At 25.5% G+C, this 22,217-nt stretch carries 25 protein-coding genes; 13 read left to right on the plus strand and 12 right to left on the minus strand.

All coding sequences use genetic code 11. From position 1 onward, the window contains the following. The first annotated feature begins 125 nt into the window (after nt 1-125). Nucleotides 126-260, plus strand: coding sequence for a hypothetical protein (locus tag BHYOB78_RS13825; RefSeq protein ID WP_012671814.1), 135 nt, complete (start codon nt 126-128; stop codon nt 258-260). A 224-nt stretch (nt 261-484) separates the two neighbouring features. Here the strand turns inward: BHYOB78_RS13825 and BHYOB78_RS02650 are convergent, their stop codons facing one another. Next, nucleotides 485-1,606 (minus strand): ATP phosphoribosyltransferase regulatory subunit, encoded by a 1,122-nt coding sequence (locus BHYOB78_RS02650; RefSeq protein ID WP_020064279.1) that lies wholly within the window; start codon nt 1,604-1,606, stop codon nt 485-487. Nucleotides 1,607-1,773: 167 nt separating this feature from the next. On the opposite strand from BHYOB78_RS02650, the gene BHYOB78_RS02655 reads away from it, so the two are divergent. Then, nucleotides 1,774-3,516: an RNB domain-containing ribonuclease gene (locus tag BHYOB78_RS02655; protein ID WP_020064278.1), complete on the plus strand. Its 1,743-nt coding sequence runs from the start codon at nt 1,774-1,776 to the stop codon at nt 3,514-3,516. Between the two features lie 53 nt (nt 3,517-3,569). Here BHYOB78_RS02655 and BHYOB78_RS02660 read toward each other — a convergent pair whose 3' ends face one another. From BHYOB78_RS02660 to BHYOB78_RS02670, 3 genes are all read right to left on the minus strand, one after another. Further along, nucleotides 3,570-4,181, minus strand: coding sequence for a DUF2726 domain-containing protein (locus tag BHYOB78_RS02660; RefSeq protein WP_012671817.1), 612 nt, complete (start codon nt 4,179-4,181; stop codon nt 3,570-3,572). Nucleotides 4,182-4,191: 10 nt separating this feature from the next. Then, the gene (locus tag BHYOB78_RS02665) at nt 4,192-4,800 is read right to left on the minus strand and encodes a DUF2726 domain-containing protein (RefSeq protein ID WP_020064277.1); all 609 of its coding nucleotides are present in this window, start codon (nt 4,798-4,800) and stop codon (nt 4,192-4,194) included. Nucleotides 4,801-4,881: 81 nt separating this feature from the next. Further along, nucleotides 4,882-5,571, minus strand: a complete 690-nt coding sequence (locus BHYOB78_RS02670) for a pseudouridine synthase (RefSeq protein WP_020064276.1) — start codon at nt 5,569-5,571, stop codon at nt 4,882-4,884. Nucleotides 5,572-5,895: 324 nt separating this feature from the next. Here BHYOB78_RS02670 and BHYOB78_RS02675 point away from each other — a divergent pair, with 324 nt between their 5' ends. From BHYOB78_RS02675 to BHYOB78_RS02700, 7 genes are all read left to right on the plus strand, one after another. Further along, a complete protein-coding gene (locus BHYOB78_RS02675) occupies nt 5,896-6,621 on the plus strand; it encodes a flagellar filament outer layer protein FlaA (RefSeq protein WP_012671821.1) in 726 nt (241 codons plus the stop codon). A 25-nt stretch (nt 6,622-6,646) separates the two neighbouring features. Continuing rightward, nucleotides 6,647-7,351: a flagellar filament outer layer protein FlaA gene (locus tag BHYOB78_RS02680; protein ID WP_028331312.1), complete on the plus strand. Its 705-nt coding sequence runs from the start codon at nt 6,647-6,649 to the stop codon at nt 7,349-7,351. Between the two features lie 145 nt (nt 7,352-7,496). Beyond that, complete coding sequence (locus BHYOB78_RS13570; protein WP_012671823.1) at nt 7,497-7,646, plus strand: hypothetical protein; 150 nt, start codon at nt 7,497-7,499, stop codon at nt 7,644-7,646. Between the two features lie 24 nt (nt 7,647-7,670). Beyond that, nucleotides 7,671-8,177 carry a hypothetical protein gene (locus tag BHYOB78_RS02685; protein ID WP_020064274.1) on the plus strand — a complete coding sequence of 169 codons (507 nt, stop codon included), beginning with the start codon at nt 7,671-7,673 and terminating at the stop codon, nt 8,175-8,177. 17 nt (nt 8,178-8,194) lie between these two features. Then, nucleotides 8,195-8,989 carry a nucleoside triphosphate pyrophosphohydrolase gene (gene mazG, locus BHYOB78_RS02690; RefSeq protein ID WP_012671825.1) on the plus strand — a complete coding sequence of 265 codons (795 nt, stop codon included), beginning with the start codon at nt 8,195-8,197 and terminating at the stop codon, nt 8,987-8,989. Then, nucleotides 8,986-9,459, plus strand: coding sequence for a glutathione peroxidase (locus tag BHYOB78_RS02695; protein WP_020064273.1), 474 nt, complete (start codon nt 8,986-8,988; stop codon nt 9,457-9,459). The genes mazG and BHYOB78_RS02695 overlap by 4 nt, the downstream gene beginning before the upstream one ends. Nucleotides 9,460-9,602: 143 nt before the next feature. Continuing rightward, a complete protein-coding gene (locus BHYOB78_RS02700) occupies nt 9,603-10,031 on the plus strand; it encodes an ankyrin repeat domain-containing protein (RefSeq protein ID WP_012671827.1) in 429 nt (142 codons plus the stop codon). A gap of 378 nt (nt 10,032-10,409) precedes the next feature. Here BHYOB78_RS02700 and BHYOB78_RS02705 read toward each other — a convergent pair whose 3' ends face one another. The 8 genes from BHYOB78_RS02705 to BHYOB78_RS13835 form a co-directional block, all read right to left on the minus strand. Next, complete coding sequence (locus tag BHYOB78_RS02705) at nt 10,410-12,062, minus strand: amino acid ABC transporter ATP-binding/permease protein (protein WP_020064272.1); 1,653 nt, start codon at nt 12,060-12,062, stop codon at nt 10,410-10,412. Nucleotides 12,063-12,112: 50 nt separating this feature from the next. After that, a complete protein-coding gene (locus BHYOB78_RS02710; protein WP_020064271.1) occupies nt 12,113-13,861 on the minus strand; it encodes an ABC transporter ATP-binding protein/permease in 1,749 nt (582 codons plus the stop codon). Between the two features lie 30 nt (nt 13,862-13,891). Next, the gene (locus tag BHYOB78_RS02715; RefSeq protein WP_020064270.1) at nt 13,892-14,449 is read right to left on the minus strand and encodes a TetR/AcrR family transcriptional regulator; all 558 of its coding nucleotides are present in this window, start codon (nt 14,447-14,449) and stop codon (nt 13,892-13,894) included. A gap of 23 nt (nt 14,450-14,472) precedes the next feature. After that, on the minus strand, nt 14,473-15,075 hold the full coding sequence (locus BHYOB78_RS02720; RefSeq protein WP_012671831.1) for a hypothetical protein: 603 nt from the start codon (nt 15,073-15,075) through the stop codon (nt 14,473-14,475). Between the two features lie 16 nt (nt 15,076-15,091). Then, the gene (locus BHYOB78_RS02725) at nt 15,092-15,502 is read right to left on the minus strand and encodes a YbaN family protein (RefSeq protein ID WP_012671832.1); all 411 of its coding nucleotides are present in this window, start codon (nt 15,500-15,502) and stop codon (nt 15,092-15,094) included. Between the two features lie 222 nt (nt 15,503-15,724). Then, nucleotides 15,725-16,390 (minus strand): hypothetical protein, encoded by a 666-nt coding sequence (locus BHYOB78_RS02730; protein WP_012671833.1) that lies wholly within the window; start codon nt 16,388-16,390, stop codon nt 15,725-15,727. Nucleotides 16,391-16,670: 280 nt separating this feature from the next. Beyond that, nucleotides 16,671-16,799, minus strand: coding sequence for a hypothetical protein (locus tag BHYOB78_RS13830; protein ID WP_260849102.1), 129 nt, complete (start codon nt 16,797-16,799; stop codon nt 16,671-16,673). A gap of 353 nt (nt 16,800-17,152) precedes the next feature. Next, nucleotides 17,153-17,281: a hypothetical protein gene (locus BHYOB78_RS13835; protein ID WP_012671836.1), complete on the minus strand. Its 129-nt coding sequence runs from the start codon at nt 17,279-17,281 to the stop codon at nt 17,153-17,155. 392 nt (nt 17,282-17,673) lie between these two features. Here BHYOB78_RS13835 and BHYOB78_RS02740 point away from each other — a divergent pair, with 392 nt between their 5' ends. Genes BHYOB78_RS02740 through BHYOB78_RS02755 form a run of 4 tightly spaced genes read left to right on the plus strand, consistent with a single transcriptional unit; the run spans nt 17,674 to nt 21,782 of the window. Then, nucleotides 17,674-18,675 carry a SagB/ThcOx family dehydrogenase gene (locus tag BHYOB78_RS02740; RefSeq protein WP_012671837.1) on the plus strand — a complete coding sequence of 334 codons (1,002 nt, stop codon included), beginning with the start codon at nt 17,674-17,676 and terminating at the stop codon, nt 18,673-18,675. Between the two features lie 25 nt (nt 18,676-18,700). Beyond that, on the plus strand, nt 18,701-19,795 hold the full coding sequence (locus tag BHYOB78_RS02745; protein ID WP_020064269.1) for a streptolysin associated protein SagC: 1,095 nt from the start codon (nt 18,701-18,703) through the stop codon (nt 19,793-19,795). 3 nt (nt 19,796-19,798) lie between these two features. Further along, nucleotides 19,799-21,145 (plus strand): YcaO-like family protein, encoded by a 1,347-nt coding sequence (locus BHYOB78_RS02750; protein WP_020064268.1) that lies wholly within the window; start codon nt 19,799-19,801, stop codon nt 21,143-21,145. Beyond that, nucleotides 21,120-21,782 (plus strand): CPBP family intramembrane glutamic endopeptidase, encoded by a 663-nt coding sequence (locus BHYOB78_RS02755; protein WP_028331311.1) that lies wholly within the window; start codon nt 21,120-21,122, stop codon nt 21,780-21,782. The genes BHYOB78_RS02750 and BHYOB78_RS02755 overlap by 26 nt, the downstream gene beginning before the upstream one ends. Nucleotides 21,783-22,217: the final 435 nt, after the last annotated feature.

Raw genomic sequence — 22,217 nt, forward strand, 5'->3', positions numbered from 1 at the left:
TTATAACTTTTATTAAAGCCTAATAAAGAATAATGTGTAAAAAATACCTAATAAAAATAATATTTGTTGATATTTTCTTGACAATAGGAACATGATTTATATACTTTAAATTAGGAGGGCATTATATGTCAAATAAAAAAATTAAAAAATTACAAAATTCACCGGTTATCTTGACCGAACATAAATTAGACGACGGTACAGTTGTAAAACTTAATCCTACAGTTACAAGAATAGTATTATTTGATAGTGATAAACGCTAATTAATAATTATATATTATTAATTAAATTATTGTTTTCAAATATATATTTTTCTTTGTAGCTATAATCTGTATTGTAGTTATCGCTGTATATATCTGTTCTTACTTTCTTGTGCTCTTTTATAAAACTTTGTACTTTGCTTAATAAAATTTTTTATATTATTGCTAATAAAAATTGCTCATTTATAATCCCTGCCATTTTTACAAATGTCAGGCATTCGCAATTTTTATGAATTAATTAAAACATCATTCTCAAATATATATTTTTCTTTGTAGCTATAATCTGTATTGTAGTTATCACTGTATATATCAGTTCTTACTTTCTTATTCTCTTTTATAAAACTTTGTACTTTGCTTAATAAAATTTTTTCATCGCCGCTTTTGTATAATATTAAGATGTCAAAGTCGTATTCGTTTTTGTCTGTATCGTTTACGTATAATTTATCCATATAAACTGCAAAGCCTATAGCATTCTTTTTGTTTTTTTCATTTTGTGTATGGGCATTAAATTTTGCAAGAAGTTTATCATATCTTCCGCCTGATAATACAGCATCATTATTGCCTTTGATATATCCTTTAAAAATTATTCCGTTATAATAACCAAGTTTGCTTTCTATTGAGAAATCAAGTAAAATTTTATCGAAGTTATTATAATTTTCAAATACAGCTGAGAGGCTTTTTAATTCATCGTATGCTTTTTGCATTTTGTCATTTATTATTATGTTTTCTATTTTTTTCAATATATCTCTATAGTTTCCGCATAGATCTATCAATGATATTATATTGTTTTTATATTTGTCATCTATATTATTAGAGATTAATGTCTTTTCTAAATCATGCTTATTTTTGCTATATATAAAATTAAGTATTTCTAGTTTTTTATCTTCTTCTAGATTAAGTTCATCTATTAAGGCAAACATAAAATCTATACTTGATATTTCTAATATATATTCATCATTTATAGATTTTAAACTATCTACTGCCATACTTATTATTTCTAAATTTGAATATGTGCTTAGAGTACCTATTATTTCTACTCCTACCTGCTGTATTTCTTCATATTCATTTGAAACACTATCTATTTTATAAATATCTTCTATATAATAAATTTTATTAGTGTATTTATTATTATCTTTCAAAACTTTTTTTACTATTGATAATGTAACATCGGGTCTTAATGACTGTAAATTTCCATTTAAATTCATGAATGTTAATATATGTTCTGTTTGAAGGAAATCTTTATAATTGTTATATAAATTATAATCTTCAAATTTACTTAATTTGATTTTTTTATATCCGTATTGTTCATATATTTTTGTTAATTTAGATGCTATATTATTTTCGCTCATAATTTTATTCTTCTTTTTTTAAGTATTTGAATTTTGAATACACATTATAATCTAAAAAATAAAAATTACCATATAAAGTAATTAAAAATAATATTATTTAATCATTAATTTGAAATAACTATAAAAAAAGTATATTATTATTTAGAAATTTAATTGAAGGAGTGTTAATGAAAACTGCAGAAGAATTAATAAAAAAATTAATGAAAAATCAAATGGATTATAATATATTCATAAAATTTAATTCAAAAACAGCTTTGGAAAAAACATCCCTTACTAATTTAATAAGGAAAGCTATAAGCAGCGGATATATAGAAAAAACAGCAGGTAATTTACTTCGCGTAACAAAAGAAGGCAGACAATACATTAATAAGTTGGAAGGTAAAGAGGAAGCTCCAAAGACTGTAAAATCTGTAAGAATAAATGTTGATCCTAAAGATGCTAAATCAGATTCTAAAATTATAGCTAAATCTTATAATATAAAATTAGATTTCAGTGAAGAGCTTTTAAAATTAGCAGAAGAAATCAATAATAAAGCTGATTTTACAAATATAGAAGCTGACAGAGTTGATTTAAGAAATTTAAAAACAATCACTATAGACAGTGAAAGTTCAAAAGATTTGGATGATGCTTTTAGTATAGAAAAGACAGATAATAATTATAAAGTTTATGTTCATATTTCTGATGTAAGTCATTTTATAGAGATTGATTCTCCTTTAGATTTAGAGGCTAGAGCTAGAGGGAATTCCACTTATTTGATTGATAAAGTTTATAATATGTTTCCTGAAGTTCTTTCTAATAATATAATTTCTTTAAATGAAAATGAGGATAGATTTGCTCTTACTTTTATCACTGATATAAATAATGATGGTGAAATATTATCTTCATCTGTTTGTAAAAGTGTTATAAGATCAGACAGAAAATTATCTTATGATTATGCTGAAAAACTTATAAAAAAAGAAGAGTCTGATGAGGATTGGCTTTTAGAATTAATTGATAATGCTTTAAATATAAAAAATGTTTTGTATAAAAAAAGAAAAGAGGGCAGGGGAGTAGAATTTGAGAATCAAGATATTAAAATAGTTCTTAATGATGAAGGCATGCCTATAGAGTTTTATGCTGAAGAGAAAAAAGAATCTATGGCAATAATTGAGGAGTTAATGCTTCTTGCTAATAGTAAAGTAGCTGAAAAATTATCAAGTTATGACGGCGTTATATTCCTTTATCATGGACTTCCTGATGAATATAGATTCAATAATTTCAAAATACTTGCTCATACTAAAGGTTATGAACTTAAAGAAAATCCAGATAAAACTTATGATATAAAAGGATTCATTGATAATGTGAAAGGAAAACAGGAGGAAAATTTGCTTATACCTGTACTTCTTCGTTCAATGACTCCATCATCTTACAGCATAGTAAATAAAAGTCATTTTGGATTAGGACTTGATTATTATACTTATTTTACTTCTCCTATAAGAAGATATGCAGATTTACTTATTCATAGAATAGTTAAAGATACCATTTTATCAAATAATAATTCTATAAATGAAAAATTAAAAAATATATGTAAGGATTCTATTGAAAGTTTATCTCTTCTTGATAAAACTTCAAAAAAGGCTGAAAAATATCTTATTCAGATAAAAGCAGCAAGATACATGAAAGACAGACTTGGAGATGAATATTATGGGGCTGTTAGTTCTATAACTCCAAAGGGTATATATGTTGAGATAGAAGGTTTAGAGATAGAAGGCTTTATTGAGGCTACTTATGTTGGTTCTAATTATAGATTTTATCAGGATATGCAAAGTGTTTATGTTGATAAGGTTAAGGCTTATGAGTTGGGTGATAGAGTAAAAGTTTTGGTTGCAAGTTCTAATGTTGAAAATGGAAAGATATTTTTCTCTTTATAAGAAATAAAATATTTATTAAGATTAATAAAATGATAACTAATTTTTATATAGAGTTAGTTATCATTTTTTATTGAGTTCATTATATCATTCAAACATATTTCTAATTTTTTATCATCTATGAATTTTGAATCTGTTTTTATATCATTTTCTTTTATAATGAAATACCTCATTCCTGCTTTATCTATTAGTATTTCTTTTATCATATCATTATTTTTTATTCTCTCTTTCATATCTTCTGTATGCCCAAAATGTCCTGCTCCGTCATATTCTATCACAGCTATAGGTTCATTTATTTTATTTCCTTTTTTATATGTTATTAGAAAATCGCAGTAAAAATCTCTGAAACTTTTCCATATTTCAGTATCTTCTTCAGCATCTAAGAATGCTTTGAATGATACTTGCTTATAAATATTATAATCTTTAAATATATTTAATATAGAATAAAAAATTTTTGTTTCTTCAATATTCATAATTTTTTTTATTGCTATATTTCCTGTTTCCATATTTGATAATCTTTGCTCTGTTATATCCTGTATTCTTTCTTCTTCTGTTTTTTTATGTCTTTTATAATATTTATTTCTTCTATAGTACCCTTGTTTATAATTGGATTTAGATAATAAAAATAATATTGAAAATAATATCAGTACTAATACAATAATAGTCATATACTTTCCTTTAATTTTGTTTTATTTGATTAGATAAAATGTTATTAATATTATTGAGAAAAGAATTTAGTTTCTCTTCGTCTATTAATCCGGACTTCATTTTTATGTCATAGTCTTTTATTACAAAATATTTAAGTCCTATTTTATTAAAAAGTTTTTCTCTTACATAATCATTATTTTCAACTCTCTTTTTTTGATTTTCAGTATCTCCAAAATGCCCGCCTCCATGATATTCTATAACAGCAACAGGTTCATTTATTTTGCTTCCTCTTTTGTATGTTACTAAAAAATCACAATAAAAATCTCTAAATGTTTTCCAAGTTTCAGTATCTTCTTCTCCTTTTAAAAATGCCCTGAATGATACTTGAGGATTTACATTATAATCATTGAATATTTTTACCATAGAATAAAAGATTTTATTTTCTTCTATATTCATAACTTTTTTTGTTTTTATATTTCCGCTTTCTATATATTTTAATCTTTGATCTGTTATTTTATTAAATATATATTTACTATCATTATTTTCTTTACAGCTAGAATTATTTTGTTTTTTGGATAAAAATATCAAAAATAAAATTATAATTGATAGAAAAGAAACTGCTATTGCTATTTCAACCATATTAAACTCCTATAATTAATTATATGCATATAATAGAGTTATTCAATGATATATAGTTGTTATAATTTGATTAAAATATAATTATAGTTCGTTTTTTAGTATAGATTCGATTTCTTCTTTAGTTAAACTCTTAAATGTACCTTCTTTAAGGTCTTCTAATAAAATTCCGGATATTCTAAGCCTTTTAAGTATTATAACTTCAAAACCTACCTTTTGGCACATTCTTCTGATTTGTCTGTTTTTACCTTCAGTTAATGTTATGTGAAAAGAATTTTTATTAACTCTTTTTACCTTAGCAGGCTTAAGTTTTTGTCCGTCTAAAGAAATTCCGTACTCTAATTTTTGTAAAGCTCCGTCAGGTATATTATCATCAACTTTTACATAATATTCTTTTTCACAGTTTGTATTTTCTCCTATTATTTGTTTTGCAAATACTCCGTCATTAGTAAAAAGTATAAGTCCGCTGCTATCTTTATCTAATCTTCCAACGGGATATATATTATTAAAATCATTTTTTATAAGGTTGTATATAGGTTTTCCTTCATTTTTATTAGATGAAACAACATAACCTCTTGGCTTATTAAGTTTTATATATATTTTATTTTCTTTGTATTGTTCGATACTGCATTCTATTTTATCATTTTCATCTACTTGAGTTGCAGGATTTGTATTTATTATCCCATTAACTTTGACATTCCCATTTTGAATAAGCCTGTCAGCTTCCCTTCTGCTAGCCAAATTTAAAGATGCTATATACTTATTTAATCTCATTTATCAATCTTTTTATATAAAATTTTGCTTACATATTAACATAATATAATTTTTAATCAAATTTTAATAATAATTTCTAAAATTATATAGTTATGATATCGATATAATATATGAGAATTTTATATTTTATAGTTGACAATTTTTGTTGATTATAATATAATTGTGCTAAGTTATTGGATATAATTGCTTAGCTATAAATATTAAGGAGAGTGCGCTATGAAATTCTATAGAAGTACGAGAGATTTTTCTCGCTACCTCATAATCATTTGTCTATTCATAAGCATATGTTCATTTGCTGTTTATGGACAAACTTCTAGTGTTTACATGGAAACTAGATTGCTTTACAACTTTGAAACATTAGACGAATGGCAACCAATATCAAATGCCAGCCGCTTTATGTTTAGAGGTGATAGAACAAATGAAAATGGTGTTGTAATGAAATATCCTAATATGAGATTGTTCGCTACAAAACCATATGGTATGGGTAACCAAAGTTATAATTCAACTAATTCATTATCAGTAAGTGTTTCTTTTTTCAGAAAATCTTATAACTTCTTTGATTTAGTTCCAACAGTACAAAAAATCATACCAGGTAAAGCTCAAACTTTTGATGTTTGGGTATGGGGTGGTAATTATGACTATACTATGGAAATGATATTTGAAGATTATCGTGGTTATACTTATACATTACCTTTAGGATCTATAAGATATATAGGTTGGAGAAATATGAGTACAGCAGTACCATCTTTCATTCCTCAAGAAGAGCCTTATGTTCCTAGAGCTAAAGGTTTAAGATTTATGAATTTCCGTTTCTGGTCATCACCAGAGGAAAGAGCAGATAACTTTGTAGTTTTATTGGACTATTTCCAAACAGTAACAGATACATTCAGAGAAGCTTATGACGGATCTGATATTGAAACTACATTAGGTCAGGAAGTTGGCGGAAGATCTTCTGAACAATATACAGAAGGCGGAGCTAAAGTAGTAGGTGAAGACGGCGGTAACGCTGGAGCTGCTACTACAGAACAGCCACAAGAAGCGCAACAATAATGTATAAGTAAGGAGAAGAATGAATATGAAAAGATTAAGTATCTTGATAACAATGTTAATTCTAACTGTTGCATTCTTGTTGTTTGCCCAAGATGCGGCTCAAACAGGTGAGCAAACTACTCAAAATCAGGGTGAAAATGGTAATAACTTCGTAACTGAAGCTATCACTAACTACTTAATAGATGATTTTGAATTTGCTAATACTTGGCAAGCTTCTATGCCTAGAGATTACGGTGTAGTTAGCATCATTCGTCGTGAAGGCGGTCCAGCTGATGTTGTAGCTGAAGGTGCTGAAAATAATAAATATATTTTAGGTGCTAAAGTAGAGTACTTCAGAACAGGTTATCCTTGGTTCTCTGTTACTCCTCCTAGACCTGTTAAAATACCTGGTTATACTAAAGAACTTAGTGTTTGGGTAGCTGGTCGTAACCATAATAATAGAATGAGTTTCTATGTTTATGATGTAAACGGTAAGCCTCAAGCAGTTGGTAATGAAGCTCTTAACTTTATGGGTTGGAAAAACATTACTGTACAAATTCCTGCTAATATAAGACAAGAAGAATTCAGAGGACAAGTTGAACAAGGTATTAGCTTTATGGGTATACATGTTAAAGTTGATCCTAGAGATTCTTATGGTAAATATTATATATACTTCGATCAATTAATGGCTAAGACTGATATGTACTTAGAAACTTATAGAGAAGAAGATGACCCATTAGATACTTGGTAATAAATAACAAGTTGAAATGAATATTAAAGGTGAGGTATTATTAATAGTACTTCACCTTTTTTTATTATATAATTTATATAAATAACTTGAAATTAATATTAATTTATATTAAACTACTAAAATATACAATTTGAAGAGAGTTATTATGTCTAATATCAATATAAATTTATTGCTTCTTATTGGATTCATATTATTAGCTATATATTCTATAACTACTAGAATAGTAAACAATAGAGCAAATAAAGATAAAAAAGAAAATGATACTAATTATGAAGATAATGATTCAAAAGAATAAAAATTAATAAAGGTACTAATTATAATGACTGAATTAGTTATATACATTATAATAGCTATTATATGGGCTATAGTGAGTTTGATACAAAAAGCAACTAAACAAAATCAAAAATATAAAACTAAACAAAAACAAAAAACTTATTCTAATAGAAAATTTAATAATAATAAAAATGAAGAAGAAATATTTAAAGAATTACAAAAAAATATTAGAAATTTAAAAAATTATAATGAAGAAGTTCTTAGAGAAAATACTAGAGATGAAGATGTATATACTAATTATTATGAAACTTCAAATAATGATAGAGAAATATTAGAGCTTCAAGAAAAATATAATTCTAAAATAGCCGAAATTAATAGTATAAGAGAAGAAAATTATAATAATGCTTTTAATGATACTAAAACATTAAAATCTAGAAATCATGTTAATCATATGCTTTCTTCATTGGATATAAAAAATGCTATAATATACAATGCTATACTTGAGCCTAGAAGAATAAAATATATGAAAATAAAAAACTCAAAATTTAATTAATAAAAAGAGTTGGAATAATGAAATCATTTGAAGAACTTATATCTGTAATACAAACTTTAAGAGGTGAAAATGGATGTGCTTGGGATAAGGTGCAGACTTTTGATAGTTTGATTCCTTGTTTTTTGGAAGAGGCATATGAAGTTGTAGAAGCAATAAATAATAGGGATTATGAAAATATTAAAGAAGAACTTGGGGATGTGCTTTTGCATGTTGTGTTCTTTTCTGAACTTGCCAAAGATGAAAATAAATTTAATATAGATGATGTTTGTAAAAATATTAGTGAAAAACTTATAAGAAGGCATCCTCATGTGTTTGGTAATAGTGATGTAAAAGATGTGCAGGGAATACTTAAGCAATGGGATAAAATAAAAAAAGAAGAAAAGGCTAGTAATAATACAGATGAATTTAAAAGTGTACTTGATGGAATACCTAAATCACTTCCAATTATGGAAAAGTCATATAAATTAATGAAAAAAGCAGCTAGTGTTGGTTTCGAATATGAACATATTGATGATTCTTTATCAAAGATAGAGGAAGAACTTTTAGAAGTTAAAGATGCATATAAAGAGCAGGATAAGGAACATTTGGAAGAAGAGATAGGGGATTTAATTATGACTGTTCTTGATTTTGCCCGTATGAATAAGATTAATCCTGTAAATTCTCTTATTAAAGTTAATGAAAAATTTAGAAAAAGATTTAATTATGTAGAAAAATCGGCATATGAAATGAATAAAAAATTAGAAGATATGTCTTTAGCCGAAATGGATAATCTTTGGAATGAATATAAGAAAAAAGAAAGAGAAAATAAATGAATATATATGATTATACTGTAAAAGATATTAATGGCAGTGATATTTCTCTATCAAAATATAAAAATAAGGTTCTTTTTATAGTTAATACTGCTACAAGATGCGGTTTTACTAAACAATACAAAGATCTGGAAAATATATATAAGATGTATAATAGTAGAGGATTTGAAATATTAGATTTTCCTTGTAATCAATTTTTTAACCAGGCGCCTGAATCAGATGATGAAATAAATAATTTCTGTAAATTAAAATACAATACTACTTTTGATAGATTTAAGAAAATAGATGTTAAAGGTAAAAATATAGAACCTTTATATTCATATCTTATTAATAATAGTAATTACTTATTTAATAAAGATATAAAATGGAATTTTACAAAGTTTTTAATAGATAGAAATGGAAATATAGTAAGGAGATTTTCTAGTTTTTCATCTGGTAATACTATAACTAAATATATAGATAAACTTATATAGTATTTGTTATTTATAATATACTAAATGGGCTTTTTATAAAGTTATTTTAGTAATTTTTTATATATATCTCATTGTCTTTTTATTGCAAGAATTTCAAGTTTATATTATAATATCTGCATATTAAAATTCAGAGGTTTTGATTAATGCCTATTAATGCTAATTTATATAAAAGATCCAAATTATATGATTTACTCTCAAAAATCATTAAAAAGAAAGATGATGAGAATTTTGACTTAGATGATCATATTAATAAATTATTGGAGCTTATATCAAAAAGCACAGAGGAAGAAGTAAATTATGCAGATAATAAAATAAGCTGTCTTCATCTTGCTGTGCAAATAAATAATGCTGATGTAGTTGAGGCTTTAATAGAGAGAGGTGCTAATGTCAATGCTATAAATGAGAGAGGAGTTAGCCCATTGCATACTGCTATTATAAAAAATCAGCCTGAAGAAGTTATAAAAATATTATTAGATAATGGAGCAGATTATAATATAGAAGAAGCCAATTTTTCAGCTGTTGCTCTAGCAGAAATAATGAATGTTCCATATTTGCATTTATTCAAAAAATAAATTTATTCTTAGTTATATTTAAGTATATCCTTATACTATTTTAATTTTTTTGCTATATATTAATTTAAGTATATTGCTGAAGTTGCTATTAATAGTTAAATAAAATATTAATATTTTTGAATAAATATATTATTATTATATGTCAAATATTTTATAGTTATTTCTAACTATATAATTAAAATTATGTGTATAAGCATTTTTAGATTATATATAACTTGATACGATTATATTTTTGATTTCTTTATAATAGTATGTATTATTTTTTATTGATTATTTAGATGTTTGCTGCATTTAGAATTTTTAAATTTTATTAAAGATGGATATAATAAAAATCTATAATATACTGATTTTCATTATATCCCTATTTTTCTTAATTTTTTAACTTACTCTGTCAGTTTTCATCTTATAAACTTTATCTGCTATATTGAGAGTAGAAAGTCTATGAGAAACTAAAACAACAGTTCTGTTTTCACTATTGTCTTTTATTGACTTCAATATAACAGCCTCATTCAAACTATCAAGATTACTTGTAGGCTCATCAAGAAGTATGAAAGGAGCTTTATGAAGAAAACTTCTTGCTATTCCTATTCTTTGTTTTTCTCCGCCTGATAAAGTATCCCCAAGTTCTCCTACATTTGTATTATAACCATCAGGCAAGCTCATAATGAAATCATGTAATGAAGCTTTTTTGCATGCTTCAACAACTTCTTCATGAGTAGCATCTTTATTAGCTATTTTTATATTATTCTCTATAGTATCTTTAAATATAGAAGTTTCCTGAGTTACATAGCTTTCCATATCTCTTAATGTGTCTGTATTAATATCTTTTATATCTGTATTTGATATTTTAATATTTCCTTTTTTAATATCCCAGAAACGCATAAAGAGTTTTAAAAGTGTTGATTTTCCGCTTCCGCTTTTTCCGCTTATACCTATTATTTTATTAGGTTCTATATCTAAATTATAATCGTTTAATATATTCTCGCCTTCATAATCGAAATATACATCTTCACATTCAACACCATTGAAAGAAACATCTTTTTTTCCATCATAAACTTCTTCTACAATAGGTTTTTCAGCAAGTAAATTTAATACTCTCTCTCCGCTTGCCAATGTCATAAATAAATTATTTGATAAATTACTTAATGCTATAACAGGTCCGAAAGAACTTGCCATTGCTATAGTAGGTATTATGATAGAAGCAAAATTTAATTCTTTTGATATCATTATGCTTACAACAAGAATAGCTAATGTAAATAATGATACAACAGAAGTTGTAAGTCCTGATATTATACCTTCATATTTTTTTAATTTTTTATTCAAATCCATTAAATCATCAGTTTTACTTTCTATATTTTTTGTTCTTTTATCACCATATCCAAATTGAAGTATCTCTTTTATACCCCATAAACTATCAAGAAAGTAACTATTTAATTTTCCAAAATTATTTCTATAAGTCATTCCATCATTTTTGCCAAATTTTGATGAAAAATATGGAATTATGAAACCTATAGTGAAATATCCTAAAAAGGCAATAGCACCTAATATGATATTGAAACTGCCTATGAATATTGTCATTATAAGAGAAGTTAATATGCCAATAGCTATAGGGGAAATAGTATGAGCATAAAATACTTCTAATAATTCTATATCGCTTGTAATAAGTGCTATTAAATTACCTTTATCTCTTCCTTCAAGTTTAGCAGGGGATAATTTTCTTAATGCTTTAAAAACTTTATCTCTTATCAAAGCAAGTAATTTAAATGCTATATAGTGATTGCTCAACTGTTCAATATAGTGAAGTATACCTCTTGAAGCTGCAAGCACTAAAACAGTGATAAATATTGTTTTTATTGTAAATAGAGAATCTAAACCTAGATATGTCAATATAGCATATCCTCCTAATATTGTTATTGATATAGCACATAAAAAGCCTAAAACTCCTGATGTAATAGCTAATATCATAACATGCATAAGCGGAGCAATTAACCCAATTAGTTCCGCCATAATTCTTATACCGCTTCTACGCATTGTAAACTCCTATTATTATTTATTTTATCTATAATGAATATTAAATTTAATTAAATGGCTATGCTTAAACTTTCACATTTAGTTATGCTTTCTAAATTGCTTTGTTCATTATAAATTTTTGCATACTCTCCATTTAAGTTCATCAATTTATCATGAGTTCCCTCTTCCATTATGATGCCGTCTTTCAAGAAATATATGTGATCTGAAGGTATACAGTTATAAAGTCTATGAGATATTAATATAACAGTTTTTTCTTTAGCAATATCTCTTATAACCTGCATAATACTTTCCTCACTTTCAACATCAACATTAGAAGTAGCTTCATCAAATATGTATATATCAGCATTAAAAAGTATAGCTCTAGCCAAAGCTAATCTCTGTCTCTGTCCTCCGGATAAATTAGCAGCCTTTTCCATTATTACAGTATTAAGACCGTTTTCAGTTTGAAGAAAATCATAAAGCTCAACTTTCTTTAATGCTTCATTCATTTTATTTTCTGTTATAGTATTTCCAGCCATTTTCAAATTATCATATACAGTTCCTTCAAATAAATAACTGTTATGATCAACAACAACTATCTTTTTGTATAAATCATCTTTATCTATTGTATCAAGCTCTATGTCTCCGATTTTTATAGAACCTTTATAATTTTCATTTTTCAAAGATATGTGTCCTGCTATAGTGCTTTTTCCTGAACCTGAAACACCTACTATAGAAACAAATGATTTTTCTTTTATAGTCATATTAATATTTTTTAATATAGTTTTTTCTTTATTATAAGCAAAACTTACATCTTTAAAAGTAATCTCTTCATTTTCTCTATTTATATTATTTACTCTTTTATCATCTTCTTCCATATCAAGTATTTCAAACATTTTATCGCTTGCTGATATTCCATTCATAGCAATATGGAAGAAAGAACCTAAAAGTCTTAAAGGTATAAAAAACTCTGCAGAAAGCATTATTATAGTAAATGTGCCTGCTAAATTTATATTTCCTTTCATATATTCAAGTACAGATATTATTACTCCCAAAGCAGCTCCGCCGTAAGCTATTATGTCCATTATAGTTGTAGAGTTAAGCTGCATAAAAAGAAGATTCATAGTAGCAACTCTAAATTTTTCTGCTTCTATATTCATCTCTTCATTTTTCTTTTCATCAGCTTTATATATCTTTAAAGTTGTAAGTCCCTGCACATCTTCTAAAAATATTTCTCCTAAATCGCTGTAGCTTCCCCAATATTTTTTTAATATTCTCTTAGCAATTTGTACTATAGCTATGATTGATATAGGTATAAGAGGAACACATATTAAAAGTATAACAGCTGATTTAACGCTTATAGTAGAAAGCACGCAAAAAAGCACTATAGGAGCTATCATACTATAGAAAAACTGTGGAAGATAACGTCCGAAATAAGTTTCTAATTGATCAACTCCTTCCATAGATATCTGTACAATTTCACTTGTAGAGAATTTTTCTTTATATCTGCTTCCAAGTGTGAGAAGTTTTGAGTACATTTTTTCTCTTAAAGTTTGTTTTACTCTTCCTGAAGCATGATATGACATATCAGCCATTAAAATATTAAATCTGAATCTCAATATTACTATAACAAAAATAGCGATAGAAACTTTCAATATATCTTCTTTTACAATATTACCTTGGGAAGCTTTTTGTATAATATCCGCCATAAAAATTACAGCTGTTATATTAAGAACTAAATTTACAAGCTGTATTATTACATGCCAGGCTATATATTTTTTAGCATTCCCCATTAATGATATAAGTCTTTTATTAATCATAAACTTTCCTTTATTTTTTATTTTAATATATTAATAAATGGTTCTTTTTATGATTTCTTTTATCATAGAACCATCATAATCTGCATTAATCATAGAACTGATAATAAATGAGAATACTGTATCTATAAATTTATCAGCAGTAAAATTATCATTAAATGCATCAACTCTTACTTTTTTATCATTCATAAGAGTTTTATATAATCCTTCTTTAATATGCTTTTTTACCATATTCATCATATTGATACCTTTGCTTTTATTTTTCCCAAACATCATAGTAGAATGCATAGAGAAAAAACTAGGATATTTTTTACTTCCTTTCTCCAAGCTTTTATAAATAGTATCAACGATATCTAAAAAGCTGTCTGATTCCAAGCAAACATTTAAAGGGTGGAATATATCCATCCATACACTTCCTATAACTTCTATAGTAAGTTCCTCTTTAGATTTAAAATAATTGTATATTGATCCTACGGCAATATTAGATGCTTCAGCAAGAGAACGCATATTTATTGAGTTAAGCCCTCTTTTTTTTATTAGTTCTCTGCTTACTCTCAATATTTCTTCTTTTGAAGTTACAATATTATTCATGTAATATTTCCCCTTTTATAATATTAAAGATAGTATCTTACCCCCATACTCATTCTTCCGAAACCTGCTGTATTTAATTTTGTGGGGTATCCTAGTTTTGATCCGTCAAATATATCATGAAGTCCTCCACCAAATTCTAGGACTATAGCAACATGTCTGCTTACATTAATATTAAATCCAGCACCGCCTCCTACTTCCCAATATAAAGGCGTTGTAAATAAAAACTTTCCGCTTTTATCTGCTTCAAACGATAAAAATCCGAAACTTACAAAAGCAAAAGCATATCTTGATATACTAATTTCTCCTGTATATACATCGCTTCCTCCGAAAGTTATTTTCTGCATCATACCTAATTGATACATATCCGGATTATCATCATATATTTTAGAACCTATTATTGAGGTATAGCTTTTCATTTCAAAATTATTATATTTAAATAATTTAAATCCAAATTCTATATTAACACTAGTTTTTATAGTATCAGCACTGCTGTAAAGTCCTATAGAAAAAAATCTGTTATCAAGTCCTGATGATAATTTATTCTTTTTATCTTCTTCTGAATAAGCAATATCAAATAAACTTAATGAAATAATATTTATTACAATAATATATTTACATATTTTCATAATTACACCCAAATAATTAATTTTCTTTATCTAATTCAATACTAGTTTCCATATCGTTGTTATTGTATTCTTTTGTAGTTTTTATATATACAAAGAAATATATATATTTTATTAATAGAACCACAACTAATGCTATTCTGGCATGCAAATGATTTATAAATATGAATGCTATTGAAAGCATAATAGTAACAGGTATAAGTATGCTGAGTTTAGATTTTAAAGTCATAGTTTTTGATTTAACAAAACTTTCTAAATGCTTTTTATAAAGATTAGTTGATATAAACCAATCATGGAATTTTTTAGAACCTTTAGCAAAAAAGAAACCGGATAGTAGTAAAAAAGGTGCTGTTGGGAGTATTGGAACTACTACACCAACAATACCTATACCCATAAATAAAAAACCTAAAGATATAAATAATATTCTCATAATTCTACCTTTATACTGAACAATGTTCAGTATTTGAATAAAATAAAAGTCCAATATGTGTTGCCTAAAGCAGTTATATTGAACAATGTTCATTGTAAACTATATTTAAATTTTGTCAATTAAAAAATCATTATTTTTTTATTATTATTATGATTGTTCAGATGAAATAGGGTAGTGAGTAAGATCATTAGTTGGATTTTACTCACTTTTTATTTTTTATGATTATAAAGTTTTTTTCTTAGTATCATTTCTATTTAAAGCTTCTTTTAATAATTCTCCATTAGGGTATATTTCTTTACACATATTAATATATTTCTGATAATTTGCTTGGTCTTTTTGTTTAAAATAATACTGAGATATCCAAACATAAGACAAATATTTTTGATATTTTTCTTTTGCATTTAGTAAGGCATCGTTAAAATATTGAAATGCTTTTTTATCGCTTCCGCCGGCTATTGCAGGAGCATGCATATATCCTACTCCTGTTCCAAGAAGTGCAAAAAAGTTTTTATTATCTTTTTCTAGTATTTTTTTATATATATCTTTGCTTTTAGATCCGAAAGAAATTTTTTCAGAAAGTCCTGAATAATAAACAATATAATTCATAAGTTCAGATACGCTTATCAAATAATCTATATCATTAGATTTTTCATAATCTTTATTTTGATTTATAGCATCTTTTAAGTAGTTATATTTTTCTTTTTCATCAGTCATGGTTTTTGCTTTGATAAGAGAATATATATTTTTATAAGTTTGTGAATTATTATTTTCTATACTTTTAATATTGTAGCTTGATGAATAATAATCATTATAAAAATTATTAATGTCTTTTGAATTATAAGAATATAAAAGGCTTGCTAATATAAGCATAATTATCATAGTTTTCATAGCGGTATCCTAATTTATTTTTAATTGAGCCGTCATTCTAATATCAAAAATAATAAAAAGCAAGAAAATAATAATTTTTGCATAAAAAGTTCATTTTGAAATATTATAATTTTTTAATGCATTAAAATTGAATATAAAATTTATTTCGTATTGTAGTCTGATTATAGTATAGCAATAATAATAAGCTTATTTAAAAGTCTATTATTATTGCTATTTATTAAAAAATTATCTTCTTATATATCTTGAATGCATTTATCCTATAAACTCTATTCTTTCATAGCTAATTTATCAGAGGCTTCATTTTTAGAAATATTTTCTCTGTCAGATATTTCAAATATTTCAAGTATTCTATTGTATATTTTTCTGTTGCACTTTTAGCTGCTTCATAGTTATAAGAAGGGTTTTCCATAGCAACATTTATAACTCCTCCTGTATTTGCAACATAATAAGGAGCATAAACAATGCCTTTTTATTTCAATATTCTTCTATGATTGGATTCTTTAGGAACGTTATTAGCAGATCCTACTATAACTTTACATTTTAATTTTGGTATAGTATCATCATTTATTATAGCACGCAAATATATCTACATCTTGTTAGTATATTGAATTAATATCAACTTATTTTGCTTCATAAAGTTCAATAGCTTTTTTTACTTTATCATTATCAATATCAAATACAAATAAATGACATTATCCTTAGCTAAATAATCGCATAATATCAAACCTACATGTCCGAGTCCTTAAATAGATATTTTTTCCATCATAAATTATCGCTTCTAAAACCTTTTAAGGCACTTTCTTTTATAGCTATATAAACTCCGTAAGCAGTCATAGGAGAAGGATATCCTGATTTGATTCTAAAATTAGTTTCTTTAGCAACATATTCCATTTTTTATGTACTTATGTTTAAATCTTCAGCAGTGATATATTTTCCATTTAAAGATTCTATAAATCTTCCGTAAGATATCCAAAAAAGTTAATTTCATTTAACTTTTTTATTATAAGCAATTATTACAGTTTTTCCTCCTTTTAAATCAATCCCATCACAAGCTGATTTTTAATACATTTCTTTTGCAAGTATTAAAACATCTTATATAGCTTACCTTTCACTATTATAATTACAATTTTTTCAAATATGTATATTTTTTAGGTATTAATTTAGGTAATATTTTTAATATATTTTTTATAAAAAAATATTAATTTAATAAAAAATATGTTAAATATTTTTACTAATTTAATTGATTTTTGTTATATAAATATAGTTTAGTTAGGTTATTTTGTATGAAAAAACAAGATGTAAAAAATAATAAAATAAAAGTATCAAAAGAAGAATTAGAAGCAAAAGAAATTCCTTTACTGTTTAGTGTTGTAAATTTTTCTTCAAATTTACATATTTCTATGTATGTTGATAGTATAGGTATTAAAACATCAGAATCTTCGTATAGGGCTATGATGTATTCTGAAGTAAACAGGAATATTAGTGAAGAGTATCTACTGAATTCTAAAAAATCATCAATAGATTTGACATCGTTGCTAAACGTTGGAAATTATTCGTTATTTCCTATAGGGGCTTCTCTTAGTAATAGGAAACTATTAGAAGATGATGTTCATAAAAAAGGAAATGCTATTAAGCTGCCAAATTATAAAAATCTTAATGCTCCTATAGGTGCTGTAATAAGATCTAGAAGAAGTAGAAGAGATTTTAAAGGTGAAGCATTAACATTAGTAGATTTGTCTACTTTGTTATATTATGGAGACGGTATCTCTGGAGATTTTAGTTTTAATTTTCCTAAAGAAGATTATGGTACTATAACTTTGGGCGATGAGTATATATCTAAAGTCCGTACAGCTCCTTCAGGCGGAGGTCTTTATCCTATATATCTTTATATTGTGGCATTAAATATAAAAGGTATTGAAAAGGGTGTATATAAATATATGCCTTATACTCATTCTCTTGAAAAGATAAAAATATTTAGTGATGAAGATGTAGAAAATTATTGTAAAGATAATGTATTCGGTGGGGGAATAGATTTAAGAAAAACAGCTTTATCTGTTTATTATGTTTATAGCTTGTTTGAGAATACAAGAAAGTATGGGGATATGGCATTGTCTTTTGCTTTGATAGAAACAGGTGAAATAGCACAAAATATACAGCTTGCTGCTGCTGCAAGCGGTATTTCAGCATGCGATATCGGAGGATTTAATAAGTCTCTATCTGAACAATTATTAAATATAGATGGTCAAACTAATCATGTTGTTCACTTGACTTTATTGTCAAAATGATATATATTTAATTTAGGTGAATAAAATGGATAATAAAAATATTAAACTTTATGATAATGTAAGTGTTTTTTTTAATTCTAATGATGAGATTAGATTTAGAAAGGGGATATGGAATTTTGAAGAAGCTACTTTAGGGCTAAATGATTTAAGTGATAATATAAAAGAAGCTTTAATCTTCTTTGCTAAAGAACTTTTTGATGATAAATTAATTTGTTTTGATGATATAGTAAAGAAATTTTCTCTTAATGAGAAAGACAGTAATTTTTTGGATGAAATTATATCTTCTCTTATAGGTAATAGATTTTTAGAGTATGATGATAAAAAAAATAACATGCTTAATACAGTTTATGAGTTTATAGGTGAATACTTTTATGATATACCAGATGAAAGTAAAGTACAGAAAAATAAAATAATGTTTATCACTGATAATGACAGATTAAAAGAGTATGCCAAATTAACTTCAGAAGATTTGTATATGAATGTTGCTATGATGGATTCTGATAATATAAAAGATCTTGAAAAAGCAAATCTTACAGATACAAGTGATGCTATTGAAAATATTGAAAATTATAAAGAACTAAGCAAATTATTTGATGGTATAGCATGTGTTGTTGTAAGTGTAGAGAAACCTAGATTAAATTTGCTTAGAAATATAAATAGACTTCTTCTTGATAAATCAATACCAATAGTTATATCGATATTAGATGGACCGTTTTTAAATATTACTACTATAAAAGGTAAAGAGACTGGTTGTTATGAATGCTTTGAAAATAGGGTGGTAGCTAGAAATGAAAGTTTGTCGGTTTATAATAAATTTGTAAAACAAACTATGGATTTTAAATTAAACAGTAAAAAAACTTATATAACACCTATTTTGCAGACATTTACTTCTCTTGCGTTATACGAGGCATTTTTATTTGCAACTATAGGTAGATGCAAACTTGCAGGACGAGTTATAAATGTTTATATGCCTCTAATAGAAATTCAGATTCAGGATTTACTTAGAGTACCTTTTTGTCCAGCATGCGGTCATATAAGTAAAGCTAAATATGATGAGATGTATACTTCGTCAAGAAAAATAATAGAAAATCTTTCTAGTAAAGTTATAATAAATGGATGATATATGATTAATTACTATCCAAATCATAAAAATATATTAAACAAATTTAATTCTATTTGTGGACACCAAACAGGAATTATGAATTCTCTTATTATAATGCAATCTAATTCTATTATATCTGAGAATATGAATACATGTACTGCAATGCTTCCTGATTATCATAAAATATTATTAGGAGATAATGTTGAGGTTAATTATCACCTTTCAGGTTATGGTATTTATAGAGATGAGGCTATTATAAGGTTATTAGGTGAAGGTGTAGAGAGATATGCATTATTTACTTCAAATTTGTATTTTGAAGAAAAACTAAAATACGCTTCTTATAATCAGTTAAAAAAAGAATACCCTAATAATGTAATACCATTTGAATACATTAAAATATATAGTGATGATGAATGTCAAAAATTAAATAGTATTGGTATTTTAGAAAATATAACAGAGGATGATATATTATCTTGGATACTTCTTCCTTCTTTATTTGACAAAGAGAAAGAATATTATATGCCAGCACAGAATTTCTTTTTATCTCATCCTATTAGAAGAGATAAGGGGGAAAAGGTATTTATAAGCGGATTTTCAAAAGGAAGTGCAAGTCATAAGAATATACCTCTTGCTTTAAAATCAGCTATAACTGAAATAATAGAATGCGATGCATGTATGATAAAATGGTATACAGAAAGTAATGTTAAAGAAGTTATAATTGATGATGATATTCTTAATGACGCTATAAATAGTATTTTGAAAGATATTGATTATAATGTTAGAGTTTTTGATTATACAGTTGATGAAAAGTTAGGATATGTTTTTACCGTTATGCTTGTTAATAAAAGTGAAGAATCTCCTTACATTGTAGTTGGAGCTTCTTCAGGGCTTAATCCTAGAAAAGTAATATATAGAGCTTTTATGGAGGCTTTAGCTATACTTATCTTAAATATTAATGGTCCTTTATCAATGCCATTAGATTATTTGGAGACTGTGTCTCAAAAAAGCTATATTAACCTTGATAGTAATGTTAATTATTGGGGTGATCTTATAGATAAAGAAAAAAAATTGAAATTTATTGATAGTAAAATTAAAGATAAAATTGAATTAAGTAAATATAAAAACCTAGAAGTAGATACCAACTCCGATTTGGAATATTTAATAAAAGGACTTCATAGTATATCAAAGTATGCTGTTTATTTAGATATTACCCCTGTTGAAATATATGATAAGGGTTTACATGTTATTAGGGTGTATGTTCCTGAGCTTATTCAGATGTCTATGCCGGCTTTTCCTTATAATAAGCATCCTAGAATTATTGCAAATGGAGGCGTTTCAAACAATGAATTTCCACACCCTCTACCTTGATAAAATTCTTGTGTTACTTTCTGTTTCTTTTCCAACTTCTTTAACAGGAATATTTATTAAATTACATTTTGATAGAATAAATAGAATTTTTCCAAATACTTTAAGTCATCTAATATTTGTTTTAATAGTATTTTTTACAGGATATGTGGGTTATATAAATTATAATGTTAATGTTTATTTTATTATTTTAGCTTTTATTATGTCTTTTGTATGTATAGGTATAGAAATTTTTGAGGCAATGCTCGTTCATTTTTTTAAATATAAATTTTGGATAAAAAATATAGAAATTCATGAAGTAATTGAAAAAAATAACATACTGTCTGATACGATAATTATATTTCTTGGAGTTTTGTGTGAGGAGATAATTTTTAGGCAGGTATTTTTTAATATTACATATAATTTACTAGGTATTAATATCTATGTTGTGGTTATGCTTTCAGCATTTATATATTCTATTAATCATATATATTTTGGAACTAATGTTGTATTACAAAAATTTATTATAGGAATTATATATTCTTTATTATATGTATATTCATCTTTTTGTATAGTGATACCCACAATTACTCATTTTGCACAGAATTTTATTTTATATATATTGTCATTCAAAAGAAATAAAAGAGAGGCATTAAATTGATATTTTTGAATCTTTTACCATATATAGCCATATCTTTTCTATTAGGAATTATAATTAAATTTTTAAAACACACTAATATAATTAATAATATTTGTTTCAATGTAATGAATTATAGTAAACTTGAATATGATGAAATATATGTTTATGTAAGTACTTATATATATTGGCTGTTCATGATTATTTTTGCTGTTATAATAAGTATTAGGAAAGAACAAAATATTTTATCATATTTAATTATAGATAAAAAATATATAATTTATATTTTTATAAATATTTTTGCTATTATTTCTTCATTTGAATTAATCATTAGTATATTAAGTCTAATTAGTATAGATATAAAAAATAATATATTTAAAAATGTATTATTAATACCTTATATTTCTTCACTTTACTACTTAAAGGGAAATAATAAGTGGACATTAATTATGTTGGAAA

It is taken from the genome of Brachyspira hyodysenteriae ATCC 27164 (genome assembly GCF_001676785.2).
In the GTDB taxonomy this organism is placed as follows: domain Bacteria; phylum Spirochaetota; class Brachyspiria; order Brachyspirales; family Brachyspiraceae; genus Brachyspira; species Brachyspira hyodysenteriae.